General features: G+C 70.9%; 9 protein-coding genes. 3 read left to right on the top strand and 6 right to left on the bottom strand.

Going from position 1 to position 12,914, the window contains the following annotated elements; translation table 11 throughout:
* From BFF77_RS03890 to dnaK, 3 genes are all read right to left on the bottom strand, one after another.
* On the bottom strand, positions 1-507 hold a 507-nt coding region (locus BFF77_RS03890), incomplete at its 3' end, for a DnaJ domain-containing protein (protein WP_169922605.1).
* Positions 508-512: 5 nt separating this feature from the next.
* Positions 513-1,070 carry a nucleotide exchange factor GrpE gene (locus tag BFF77_RS03885; protein WP_079124809.1) on the bottom strand — a complete coding sequence of 186 codons (558 nt, stop codon included), beginning with the start codon at positions 1,068-1,070 and terminating at the stop codon, positions 513-515.
* A gap of 9 nt (positions 1,071-1,079) precedes the next feature.
* Positions 1,080-2,984 (bottom strand): molecular chaperone DnaK, encoded by a 1,905-nt coding sequence (gene dnaK, locus BFF77_RS03880; RefSeq protein WP_066943788.1) that lies wholly within the window; start codon positions 2,982-2,984, stop codon positions 1,080-1,082.
* Positions 2,985-3,240: 256 nt separating this feature from the next.
* Here dnaK and BFF77_RS03875 point away from each other — a divergent pair, with 256 nt between their 5' ends.
* Both BFF77_RS03875 and BFF77_RS03870 read left to right on the top strand, forming a co-directional pair.
* Positions 3,241-4,953 (top strand): PucR family transcriptional regulator, encoded by a 1,713-nt coding sequence (locus tag BFF77_RS03875; RefSeq protein ID WP_066943786.1) that lies wholly within the window; start codon positions 3,241-3,243, stop codon positions 4,951-4,953.
* A gap of 202 nt (positions 4,954-5,155) precedes the next feature.
* Entirely contained in the window at positions 5,156-5,938 is a 783-nt protein-coding gene (locus BFF77_RS03870) for an SAM-dependent methyltransferase (protein WP_066943784.1), read from the top strand.
* A gap of 64 nt (positions 5,939-6,002) precedes the next feature.
* Here BFF77_RS03870 and BFF77_RS03865 read toward each other — a convergent pair whose 3' ends face one another.
* The 3 genes from BFF77_RS03865 to BFF77_RS03855 form a co-directional block, all read right to left on the bottom strand.
* Positions 6,003-8,486 carry a carbohydrate-binding protein gene (locus tag BFF77_RS03865; RefSeq protein ID WP_066943782.1) on the bottom strand — a complete coding sequence of 828 codons (2,484 nt, stop codon included), beginning with the start codon at positions 8,484-8,486 and terminating at the stop codon, positions 6,003-6,005.
* 237 nt (positions 8,487-8,723) lie between these two features.
* Positions 8,724-10,439, bottom strand: a complete 1,716-nt coding sequence (locus tag BFF77_RS03860; protein ID WP_079124810.1) for a ThuA domain-containing protein — start codon at positions 10,437-10,439, stop codon at positions 8,724-8,726.
* A 253-nt stretch (positions 10,440-10,692) separates the two neighbouring features.
* On the bottom strand, positions 10,693-12,096 hold the full coding sequence (locus tag BFF77_RS03855) for a M28 family metallopeptidase (protein WP_245703183.1): 1,404 nt from the start codon (positions 12,094-12,096) through the stop codon (positions 10,693-10,695).
* Positions 12,097-12,368: 272 nt separating this feature from the next.
* Here BFF77_RS03855 and BFF77_RS03850 point away from each other — a divergent pair.
* Positions 12,369-12,914: RICIN domain-containing protein (locus BFF77_RS03850; protein ID WP_141698353.1), on the top strand; the 546-nt coding region annotated here is incomplete at its 3' end.

Raw genomic sequence — 12,914 nt, 5'->3', positions numbered from 1 at the left:
GACGGCGCGCCGTCCGCCCCGGTAGGCCTCCTCCACGGTCAGCGCCAGCTCGGCCTCCTGGTCGGCGCCGGGCACGGCCCCGTGTGCCCCGCCGCGTCCGGTGGCCCCGAACAGGTCGCCGAAGAGATCCTCGAAGTCCACATCCCGGCGGGTGCCGCGCGGGCCCTGCCCGAAGCGCACGCCGCCGCCCGGCGTGGTCCATCCCCCCGAGGTGGTCCAGCCACCCGCGCCCCGGCCGGCCGCCGCCCGGTCACCGGCGTTCGCGGCGCTCTCGGCGGCCCCGGGGACCGTGCGGAAGCCCGGGCCGAACCGGTCGTAGCGCGCCCGGGTGTCCGGGTCGGCCAGCACGCTGTAGGCCTCGTTGACCTCCTTGAAGCGCTCCTCGGCCTCCGGGTCCTTGTTGATGTCGGGATGGTGGCGGCGGGCCAGCTTCCGGTAGGCCCGCTGGATCTCCTCGTCGCCCGCCGTCCGGGGGACGCCGAGCACCTCGTAGTAGTCCCGCGCCATGCCCGTCACTCCCGCCGCCGGCTGACCGTCACGGCCATCGGCCGCAACTGGCGGTCGTCGAGCCCGTATCCGGGGCGCAGCACGCCGACGACCGTGCCGGGCTCGGTGTCCGGATCGTCCACGACACCGACCACCTCGTGCCGGCTCGGGTCGAACGGCACGCCCTTCTCCTCCTGGCGCGGATAGCCGAGCCGCTCCAGTACGTCGACGGCCTGGTCCCGTACCGCCTCGACGCCCTGGAGGACCGAGGCGGGATCGGCGCGGGCATGGGTGAGGGCCAGATCGAGATGGTCGAGCACGGGCAGCAACTCGGCGGCGGTACGGGCCCGTTCGGTCCGCCGTATCTGCTCCAGCTCCCTGGCGTGGCGCTTGCGCAGATTGTCGAGATCGGCGAGCGCGCGGCGCCAGGCGTCCCGCACCTCGGCGAGCTCCTGCTCCGGGCCGTCCGGCGGCGGCGCGTCCGGCGGCACCGCGTCCGACGGCGCCGCGTCCGGCGTCGGCGCGTCCGGCGGCGGCGTGCCGTCCGTCGGCGGTACCGCGTCCGGTTCCGGCTGTGCGGCCATGGCGCGACCTCAGCTCCGGTCGAAGTCGGCGTCCACGACATCGTCGTCACCACCGCCGGTTCGGCCGCCCTGCCCCGCCCCGGGACCCGCGGCCCCGGGCTCCGAGGGCCCGGCGGGACCGGCCTGCCGGGCGGCGAGCCCCTGGTGGACCTGCTGGAGCTCGGAGGTCAGCGACCTGATCCGGTCCAGCGGTGCCTCGCCCTTCACCGCCTGGCGCGCGTCGCCGATCAGCAGTTGGGCACGGGCCCGCTCGTGCTCGGGAGCGCTCTCGCCCAGCTCGCCGAGCCGCCGCTCCACCTGGTACGCGACGGCGTCCAGCTCGTTGCGCGCGTCCACGGCCTCCCGCAGCGCCCGGTCCTCGCCCCGGTTGCGCTCCGCCTCGGCGATCATGCGCTCCACCTCGGACGATTCGAGGTTGGAGCCCTCGCTGAGCGTGATGCCCTGTTCCTTGCCGGTGTCCTTGTCACGCGCGGTGACATGGAGAATGCCGTTGGCGTCGATGTCGAAGATGACCTCGATCTGCGGTTCGCCGCGCGGCGCCCGGCGGATGTCGGTGAGCTGGAAACGGCCCAGTACGCGGTTGTCGGCCGCGCGTTCACGCTCGCCCTGGAGGACCACGACATCGACGGCGGGCTGGTCGTCCTCCGCCGTGGAGAAGGTCTCGGTGCGGCGGACCGGGATCGTGGTGTTCCGTTCGACGATCTTCGTCATCACACCGCCGCGCGTCTCCACACCCAGCGAGAGCGGTGTGACGTCCAGCAGCAGAACGTCCTTGACCTCGCCCTTGAGCACACCGGCCTGGACGGCGGCACCCAGCGCCACCACCTCGTCCGGGTTGACGCTCATGTTCGGGTCCTTGCCGCCGGTCATCCGCCGGACCAGTGCCTGCACGGCCGGGATCCGGGTCGAGCCGCCGACCAGGATCACCTCGTCGATGTCGCTGTCGGTGACCTTCGCGTCGGACATCGCCTGCTTGACCGGGCCCAGACAGCGGTCCACCAGATCGGCGGTGATCTGCTCGAAGGTGGAGCGCATGACGGACTCGGTCAGATGCTTGGGCCCGGTGGCGTCCGCGGTGATGAACGGCAGGCTGACCTGGGTCTGCGTCACCGAGCTCAGCTCGGTCTTGGCCTTCTCCGCCGCCTCGAAGAGCCGTTGCAGCGCCTGGGTGTCGCCGCGCAGGTCGATACCGTTCCGCTGCTGGAACGTGTCCGCGAGATGGTCCACCAGCCGGCGGTCGAAGTCGTCCCCGCCGAGATGGGTGTCACCGGCGGTGGAGCGCACCTCCACCACACCGTCGCCGACGTCCAGGATGCTCACGTCGAAGGTGCCGCCGCCGAGATCGAAGACGAGCACCGTCTCGTGCTCCTTCTTGTCCAGGCCGTACGCCAGGGCCGCCGCCGTGGGCTCGTTGATGATGCGCAGCACGTCGAGACCGGCGATCCGTCCGGCGTCCTTGGTCGCCGTGCGCTGGGCGTCGTTGAAGTACGCGGGGACGGTGATGACGGCCTCCGTGACCCGCTCGCCCATCGATTTCCCGGCGTCGTCGGCGAGCTTGCGCAGCACCAGCGCGCTGATCTCCTCCGGCGCGTACTGCTTGCCGCGGACGTCGAAGCGCGCCACGCCGTTCTCGCCCGCCACCACGTCGTAGGTCACCGCCCTGGTCTCGGCCGACACCTCGTCCAGGTGCCGGCCGATGAAGCGCTTGGCCGAGTGGATGGTGCCCTGGGGATTGAGGATCGCCTGGCGGCGCGCCAACTGGCCGACGAGCCGTTCGCCGGAGTCGGTGAAGGCGACGACGGAGGGGGTGGTGCGGGAGCCCTCGGCGTTGGGGAGGACGGTGGCTTCACCGCCCTCCCACACGGCGATCACCGAGTTGGTGGTGCCCAGGTCGATACCGACTGCCTTGGCCATGAGGTGCTCCTTACGTGCACGACGTCTTCCGGCGTCCTCGGGCCCGTTCCCGGGACGGACTCCGTGCGTCCAGGCTGGCGGGCGCGCCGGGCCGATTCCTGCTCCTGGGAGGTCGAAATCCGTGACCTCGCTGGTCCCGCCGGCACAGGCCCGGCGGCTGGCCGGACCGGGCGTCCGGACCGGATGCGCGAGCGCGGTCGCTCGGTAGAGTTGTGTGGTGGGGGGTGCCCTTCCAGGAAGGTGTCGGGCCAGGGCGATGAGCACGGCCGCCGGAAGAACCGGACCTCCGGGGCCTCCGGGCCACCGGCCCTCCCGGCTGCCCCGTCTGATGGCACTGTCGAGCGCGGTGTTCGACGGCCGCGACGAGTACGAGGTGATGCGGCTGGCCGCCGCGTGTGTCGCGCGGCTGGGCCCGTGCCGTACCGAGGCCGGATATCTGCCGGCCGCCGGACGGCTGGTCCACCTCCCGATGGGCTGCTCCGTCACCAGCCGCTCCCTGGACGTCCAGATCGCGGAACTCGGCGACCGGGACGGTGCCGTCCGGCTTCCCGACCGGGTGTGGTCCTGGGCGTTCGCCCTGCGGGAGCCCGGCGGCCGGGCCGGATCCCGGCGCGCCGGACATCTGGTCGTGAGCGCCCGGCAGCGGCCGAGCCATGACGAGATCACCCTGCTCGGCCTGCTGGCGCGGCAGACCGGAGCGGCCCTGACGGGCGCCGCGGCCCGCCGCCGGGAGCGTGAGCACGCGGTGGAACTGGACCGGGCCCGGAGGGAAGGCGCCGCCGCCCGCGGCCGGCTCGTCGCCGTGGAGGCCGAGCTGAGACACCAGCGGTCGGTGCAGGAGGCGCTCAGCGGTGCCACGGCCACCGGCGACCCCGAGGCGGGCATCGCCAGGACCGTGCACCGGCTGACCGGCTTTCCCGCCGCCGTGGAGGACCGGTTCGGCAATCTCCGCGCCTGGGCGGGGCCCGGCCGGCCCGATCCGTACCCCAAACCCGATCCGGGACGGCAGGAGGAGCTGATCCTCGACGCGGCCAGGAACGCGCACCCCGTCCGTCTGGGACACCGGCTCGTCGCCGTCGCCCGCCATCGCGGCGAGATCCTCGGCACGGTGTCCCTGGCCGATCCCGACGCGCGCGCGGGGGAGCGCGAGGAGTTCGCGCTCGCCCGCGCGTGTGAGGCGCTGGCCCTGGAGATGGCGCATCTGCGCAGCCTGGCCGAGATGGAGCTGCGGCTGCGCCGTGAGCTGGTCGACGATCTGATCACCGGTACGGACGACGAGAGCGCCTTCGCCCGCGCGGCGGCCGTCGGCCACGACCTGCACGGCCCCCAGCATGTCGTCGCGGTGGGATGGCCGGCGACGGCCGCCGACGACGCGTTCGTCCACGCGGTGGCCGTGGCGGCGGCCGGTCTCGGGCTGCGGTCACTGGCCGCCCGGCGCTCGGGCCGCGCGGTGCTGGTGGTCCAGGGGCGGCCCAGGGGCGACGAACTGCACCGGGCGATCGCCAGGGAACTGGGCTCGCGCGCGGGCGCCGTCGGTCTCGGCGGGCGCTGCGACGCACCGTCCGCGATCCCGCGCTCGTACCAGGAGGCGCTGCGGGCGCTGGAGGTACGCCGGTGCTCGCGCGTGCCGCACGGCGCGACCTCGTTCGACGACCTGGGCCTGTACCGGATCATCGGGACGGGCGACGACTACCGGGAGATCGAGGGATACGTCCGCGAATGGCTCGGCCCGCTCCTCGACTACGACACGGCCCACCGCACCGATCTGGTGTCCACGCTCTCCCAGTACTTCGAGGCGGGCGGCAACTACGACAACACGGCCGCCGTCCTCGGTATCCATCGCAGCACACTGCGCTACCGGCTCCAGCGTCTGCGCGAGATCGGCGGCCATGACCTGGGCGATGTCGAGACCCGGCTCAATCTGCATGTGGCGACCCGGGTCTGGAAGGTCCTGGGCGGCACGGCCTGACCGGCACGCCCGGCCGCACCCGCAGTGACTCCCACGTCGCTCCCGCCGCGGCTCCCACAGTGGCGGGGCCGTCAATGCGGCGTGCTCGTACAGATGTTGCTGTGGCAGTATTTGCCGGGGTGGCGATGATCCGCAGGGGGAGATGTGTGCTGGTTCGCGTCTCTCTTTCCTGTATGACGATCAGACTTTCATGGAGCCCTCAATGCCGTCAGGAACGCCCAAGTCCCAGGTCGACACCAGCAAGCCGCATCCGGCCCGTATCTACGACTTCCTCCTCGGCGGCAAGGACAACTACCCGGTCGACCAGGCGCTGGCCTCGCGGCTGACGGCCGAGGCGCGCGAAGGGGCCCGGCAGAACCGGGCCTTCATGCAGCGCGCGGTCGGCTGGGTGGCCCGCAGCGGTATCGACCAGTTCCTCGACATCGGCACCGGCATCCCTACCGCGCCGAACCTCCACCAGATCGTCCAGGAGATCGACCCCAGGGCCCGGATCGTCTACACGGACAACGACCCGATCGTGCTGCGCCATGCCGAGGCCCTGCTGATCAGCACGCCGGAGGGCGTCACCAACTACATCGAGGCCGATGTCCGCGAGCCGGAGGCGATCCTCGACCACGCCCGCACCCTGCTGGACTTCGACCGGCCCGTCGCGCTGTCCCTCATCGCCCTCATGCACTTCATCCCGGACGAGGACGACCCGTACGGCATCACCCGCACCCTGCTCGACGCCCTGGCTCCCGGAAGCTGTCTGGTGCTCTCCCATCTGACGGGGGACTTCCTCACCGAGGAGCAGAACAAGGTCGACGCGTACCGGTCGAGCGGGATCAATCTGCGTCCTCGTACGCGCGCGGAGGTCGAGCGGTTCTTCGAGGGGCTCGACATGGTCGAACCCGGTCTGGTGACCCGCTGGTACAAGGACACGCCCGCGCCGGAGAACGACACGAGCACCGAACTCCTCTACGCCGGAATCGCCCACGTCCGCTGACGGACGGCGAACGGCCGCGGCACGGGCTTCGGGCCCGTGCCGCGGCCGTCGGTCGCGGCCGTGGTCAGGGAGTACTGATCCCCGGGCCGGTGAAGGTGTAGCTGTCGAGGTCGAGAATGGCCCCCGAGCCACCGGTGAAGACCACGTAGAGATCACGCGTGCGTTCCTCGGCGCCGGTGACCGCGGCGCTGACCTCGGTGTAGGTCTCCCAGCCGCCGGTGTTCGGCACGGTCACCCGCGCCAGGACCGGTCCGGTCACCGAGTCGTAGCGGAAGGTGGCCACATTGCCCGCCTTGTCCGAGGACACCCGGGCCCTGACCCCGGTCACGCCCTTGAGGCTCACCGGGTGGTAGCGGACCCACTCGTTGTTCTGCACGTCCCCGAGGCGCTTCCCGCCCTCCGCTCCCGCCGCGGTGATGATCTGCGGTCCCGACAACTGCGCGAAGTGCTCGGCCTGCCACCGCTTGGGCCACAGCGTCCGCTGCTGTTCACCGGTCAGCGGCACCGTTCCCGTGGCGCCCTTGTCGGTGTAGGTCGCGCGCACCACGTAGAACTGTGTGGCGTCGAGTCCGGAGTGGATCGGCCCGGTGTTGAACGTCGTGGAGCAGCCGGTGCCCTCGGCGACCTCGTGCGCGTGTTCCTGGTGGCCCAGGGCGATCCGTACGATGACCTTCGAGCAGTCGATCGGACCGTCCTGGGGATCCGTCGCGGAGGCGGTCACGGTGACCTTCTCGTTCCACTCGTACACCCCGCCGTCCGGTGGCGAGGAGATAGTCAGCGTCGGACGGTTGTTGCCGACCACGATCGGGACGGTCGTGGTGCCGGTCCGTCCGGTGCCGTCGCTGACGGTCAGTCTGGCCTGGAAGCTGCCGTTGGCGGGATAGGTGAAGGTCGGGTTGGCCGCCGTGGAGTCGGTGCTTCCGTTGTCCGTGAAGTCCCAGGCGTAGGTGAGCGGATTGCCGTCGGGATCGCTGCTGCCGGCGCTGGAGAAGGTCACGGCCAGCGGCGCGAGTCCGTTGTCCCTGTTCACCGACGCCTTGGCGAGCGGCGACCGGCCGCCCTGCACGTAGTTGATCTTGTAGAGCCCGGCGTCCTCGGCGCCGGAGAAGTAGCCGCTGCCGTATTCGAGCAGATACAGCGAACCGTCCGGGCCGAACTCCGAGTCGATCGGGTGGACCAGGCGCATACCGTCCAGCACCGGCTCGATCGCGGTCGGAGTGCCGGTGGCGGGGTTGCCGTTGTTGAACTGCACTTCCTTGATCCAGTTACGGCAGTACTCGGAGATCAGCAGCTTGTTGTCGTAGTACTGGGGCCACTTGACGTCGGAGGCGAGATTCGCGTCGTAGTGGTAGACCTCGGTGTGGTTGGGCGAACCGCAGCCGCCCGGATTGTCGAGCTGCGGCCACTCCTTGCTGCCGCCGTGCTGCTCCCACACCAGCGCGGGTTTGGTGGGCGGAAGCTGCTGGATGCCGGTATTGCGGGGCGAGTTGTTGACCGGTCCGGTCGTGCCGCCGCACGGGAACCAGCCGCGCGGTGCGTTGGCGGCGAAGTCCCAGTCGTTGTAGGCCACATTGGGCCCGCCGCAGTAGGGCCAGCCGTAATTGCCGGGACCGGTGGCGCGGTTGAACTCGTCGTACGCCGCGGGGCCCCGGTTGGCGACGGTCGCACCGGCGTCGGGGCCGACCTCGCCCCAGTACAGGGTGTTGTTGGCCTTCTTGTCGACCCAGACGCGGTAGGGATTGCGCACGCCCATGACGTAGACCTCGGGACGTGTTCCCGCGGTCCCCGGGGCGAAGAGATTGCCGCTGGGAACGGTGTACGTCCCGTTGTCCTCCGGATGGATCCGGTTGATCTTTCCGCGCAGGTCGTTGGCATTGCCCGAGGTGCGCTGGGCGTCGTACTGCGGGCTGCGGGAGGTCCGTTCGTCGATGGGCGCCATACCCGCCGAGTCGCCGCCGGAGTTGGTGTTGTCACCCACCGCGAAGTAGAGGTTCCCGGCGGTGTCCCAGGACATCGAACCCGCGGAGTGGCAGCACAGTTCACGCTCGGTCGGCCACTCGATGATCACGTCCTCGCTGGCCGGCGAGAGCGTGTTGGTGGCGCGGTCGAAGGTGAACCGGGAGATCCGGTTGACCAGCGGAGTGACCTTCGGCGAGTAGAACAGCATCACCCAGCCGGTGGTGGCGAAGCGCGGATGCAGGGTGATGCCGATCAGCCCGTCCTCGAACCGGGCGTCCAGCGGCAGGGTGAGCGCCACCGTCGTCGACGAGGTCGCGGGGTTGTAGAGCCGTACCTGACCGCCCGAGGCGCTGGTGCCCCGGTTGATGTAGAGGACCTTCTGGTCCGGCAGCACGGCGAGTTCGATCGGCTCGCCCATCTGGAGCCCGCCGTCGAGTTTGACCTTCTCGAACCCGCTCGTCGGCGGGGGAGCGGCGGCGGCCCGTGGCGCGGCGGCGGCCTGTGGTGCCGCGGCGGCGGCACCGGGCGAGAGCAGCAGGGCGGACATCGTGAAGAGCGCGGCGAATAAGGAGAGGGCACGGGACAGCACGATAGGTACCTCCAGGGGCCTGTCGCGGGTGTGAGGGGTGTTCTGCCAGGACCTGCCGGACAGGGCCCGGGTCCGGGCCCTGTCCGGCAGGTCCCCGTGGGCCCGGAACGCCCGGCACGGCGTCTCGCGGCGTTGTCGGAGTCTCCCGGGTACGTCCAGTACCCGGGAGATCCTCCGCCTCGCGACGCACCGCACCGGACGCCCCGGGCTGATCCACGAAGATCGGCCGGACAGGTCCTAGCTTCCGAGCACGGCGAGATCCCACAGGGAGTAGCCCCACTGCGTGGCCCGCTCCGTGCCCTGGACCCGTACGTAGCGGGCGGTGCCGCTCACCGCGATGTCGTCGATGCCTCCGTCGCCCGCCGTCGTGGTGTTGACGGTGCGCCAGGTCGCGTTGTCCGTCGAGGTCTGGACGGTGTACGCCTTGCCGTAGGCGGTCTCCCAGTTCAGCCGGACCCGCTGGAGGGTACGGACGGAGCCGAGGTCGACGGTGATCGACTGGGGATCGGAGTAGGCACTGCCCCAGCGTGTGGTGAGGTCGCCGTCGACGGCGTTGGCGCCCGCGTGCGGGCTGCCGGGCTCCACGCTGGTGACCGTGACCGGACGGCCGCGCGCCAGATCGGTGGCCGCTGTCCCGTCCTGTTTGATCCTGATGTCGCGGTAGTTGATGTCCATACCGGCGCCGTCGTTCTGGACGCCGATGTGCCCGAGCGCGATGTCGCGGGTGCTGGTGTAGTCGTTGATCTTCACACCGTTGAGATAGATCTCGACATGGCGGCCGTGGACCGCGATCTCGTAACTGTTCCACGCTCCCGGCGGATTGAGCGCGGCGGCCCGTGCCGCCGTGTCCGGGGCCCGGAAGCTGTAGACGCTGCCGGTGGTCCGGGACGGATCGGCGTCGGTCGCGTCGATCTGGATCTCGTGGCCGAGGTCGACGGGCTTCCACGGATCGCCCTGGGGATCGGGGAAGCCGATGAACACTCCGCCGTTGTCGTCGCCCGGCATCATCCAGTCCAGCTTCAGCGAGTAGTCGCTGAAGGGCGTCACCGGATACCAGAGCAGTCCCATGCCGCCGACCGAGGTGAGGGTGCCGTCGGCGAGGGTGAATCCGCCGGGACCCGCCTGCCGCCAGCGGTCCAGGCTCGCCTGGGTGCCGTCGAACAGGGGGGTGTAGCCGTTCTCCGGGCGGCAGTCGGCGGGCCGCGCGCCCGAGGCGGTCTGGATACCGCCGAGGAGCATGGTGGTGAACGCGGGATCCGCGTAGGACTCCTCGGTGTGGCCGAGACCGGTGTACCAGGCCCGTCCGCCGCGGTAGTTCTGGCACCAGGTGATCGGATGATCGCCCATGCTGCCACCGGAGTACGAGGCCTCGTCCAGGCTCGCGAGCACCTTCACCGCCGAGCGCGGATTGGCGCGGTAGTTGTACCACTCGTCGGTCCTCGTCCAGCGCCGCGGAAGATGCGCGGTGGAGACGGAGGACCGGTCCTCGACCTTGACGGTGGCCTGCTGCGTGGCCGGGTGCGAGGCGAAGTACGCGCCGACGAGCCCGCCGTACCAGGGCCAGTCGTACTCGGTGTCGGCGGCGGCGTGGACGCCGACATAGCCGCCGCCCGCCGCGATGTAGGACTCGAAGGCGGTCTGCTGCGCGGCGTTGAGCACATCACCGGTGGTCGAGAGCCAGACCACTGCCTGGTACTGCGCCAGGTTGGCGCTGGTGAACGCGCCCGCGTCCTCCGTGGCGGTGACGGTGAAGCCGTTGGCCGCGCCGAGGCGCTGAACGGCGGCGATCCCGGCCGGGATCGACGAGTGCCGGAAACCGGCGGTCTTGGAGAACACCAGCACCTTGGAGAGCGGTGCGGCGACGGAAGCGGGGGCGGCGGCGGACACCGGTACGGTCTCCGGCGCGCGCGGCACGGCGACCAGTGACAGGGCCAGCAGGACGAGCGCGATCATGGTGCGGGACACAAGGCGCACGATCCAGTCCTCTCTCGGAGCGCCCGTGGGCGCCGGCTGAGGTACGAGTGCGTGGCGGAACGAGGCGGCGCAGTGGCCGCGTCAGACGTAGTGAACATCGGAGGTTTCGAGGGGTCAAGGGACCGGGCGTCCCGGGTTTTCAACGGCTGGGATCCGCGCCCCGCGGGCATGCCGCTGCCGCGCTCGGCCAAGTGAGCGGCCGAGCGCGGCAGGGTGATGGCAGGAGCGCCGGTCAGCGCTGCGGTACGGGGAACGCCACCGGGCTGCGGTGACCGGCCCGGTTCACGGCGCGAACACCGAAGAAGAGATTGTCCTTGGAGAGATCCACGGTGTGGCTGGTCGCCCCGGCGGCCCCGACCACATGGGTCCACTCCGGCGCCGTCGTCTCGCGCCACACCACCTCGTACCCGGTCAGATCGGTCTCCGTGCCCGCGTCCCACACCAGTTCGGTGGCGTTGGTCAGTGAGCTGGTGACGATCTTCACCCCGCGCGGAGTGGCCGGAGCCTGCGCGAGCGTCCACAGGGCCGCGCCGTTGACCCGCGCCACCCGGGCGATGTAGCCGAAGTCGCAGAACTCGGGCAGGTCACCGTACTGCTGTCCGTCCTCCACCCGTACGTCCTGGTGCTGATGGGCGAAGTCCTCGGTCGGCTCGGTGAACCGGGCCGCCGCGTAACCGCGTTCGAGGAAGGGGATGTGGTCGCCGCCGCGCAGATAGCGGTCGCGGCGGTAGATCACCCGGACGTTCATGCCCGTGGCGTCGTTGTTCGCGACATCACGGACGAACCGTGCGAGCTGACGCGTCGGCGAGTCGTTCTCGCCGCCGACCGAGCGGCGGACATTGGCCTCCGCCGGGGTCTCGGCGGTGGGCACGCCCTCGGCGAAGAGCCGCACGGTGTACGGGTCGCGGGTGCCGTCGTCGGCCTTGGGGCTGCCGACGATGTCGTTGGTGAACATGGCCAGGACATTCGTTCCGGCGGCCTTGAACCGCTCCGCCATATGGGCGGCCCCGTAGAGCCCTTGCTCCTCGCCCGCGACAGCCGCGAAGACGATGGTCGCGGCCGGGCGGCGGCGCGCCATGACCCGGGCCAGCTCCATGGCCACCGCGACACCGGAGGCGTCGTCGTCGGCGCCCGGCGCGTCACTGACCGCGTCCATGACATCGCTGGCGCGCGAGTCGTAGTGGCCGGAGACGACATAGACGCGCTCGGGATCGACCGAACCGCGGAGCGTCGCGACGACATTGGTGATACGGGTCGCCACCGGGATCCGGGAGGCGGGTTCCTGTATGTACGACTGGAGCTCGACGGTCATCCGGCCGCCGGAGGCCGCCGCGTACCGCTTCAGTTCCTCGTATATCCAGTCCCTGGCGGCACCGATACCGCGCTCGGGGTCGTCCTGGGTGGAGAGCGTGTGGCGCGTTCCGAACGCGGCGAGCCGGCGGACGGTCGCCTCGATCCGGTCGCGGTCGATCTCCTTGAGCAGTTCGCGCAACTCCCGGCCCGGGGCCTGGGCGGTGGCGGCGCGGTCTTCCTTCCCCCGCCCGGCCGGAGCCGCCGCGGGAGCGGCCTGGGCCACCGCCGGCACGCCGACCACGGCGGTCGCGACGGTGGCGGACAGGACGGCTCTGCGGGGCATGCCTGTGGGGTGCTGGGGCATGAGGGGGTCCCTTCCACGGCTGCGTCGGTGACATGACACTGGCGCTCCATGGTCATGGACAGGCCAACCATGACACAAGGTCGCCCGGTGTTCCGCGCGGGTCCACCGGGCCGGCCCCGGCTTCCCGGCAGCCGCCCGTGGCGGCAACTGGCCGGGCTCGTGCGGTACTTGACAAGGTCTAGACCTTCCCCTTCAATCCAAGCGAAACCGTCAGAGGCGCCGTCGGCGCGAAGAGGGGAAAGCAACCGAAGATGCCAGGAAAATCCTTCAGAGGTCTCTCACTCGCGCGCTCCGCGGTGGTCCTCGCCGCCGGCGCGCTTCTCGCCACCCTGTTCGCGGTACCCGCCTCGGCCGCCGATCCGGTCGGCCAGATCACCGGTCTGGGCGGCAAGTGCGTCGATGTCGCCGGCGCGAGCAACGCGAACGGCACTCCCGTACAGCTCTACGACTGCAACGGCAGCAACGCCCAGAGGTGGACCGTCGCGAGTGACGGCACTCTGCGCGCGCTGGGCAAGTGCCTGGACATCGTCGAACGCGGCACCGCCGACGGCGCGCTCGTCCAGCTCTGGGACTGCGGTGGCGGCGCGAACCAGCAGTGGGTCGTCAACTCCGCCCGCGACATCGTCAACCCGCAGGCCAACAAGTGTCTGGACGTCAAGGACCGCAGCACCGCGAACGGCGCCCGGCTCCAGATCTGGACCTGTACGGGACAGACGAACCAGAAGTGGACGGCGGCCGGCACCAGCGGTGGCGGCAACCCGTCACCGTCGGGCTTCGTCGTCAGTGAGTCCCAGTTC

It is taken from the genome of Streptomyces lushanensis (genome assembly GCF_001700515.1).
In the GTDB taxonomy this organism is placed as follows: Bacteria; Actinomycetota; Actinomycetes; order Streptomycetales; family Streptomycetaceae; genus Streptomyces; species Streptomyces lushanensis.
Note: the sequence above shows the minus strand (reverse complement) of the source record. Positions and strands in the feature narration are given on the sequence as shown.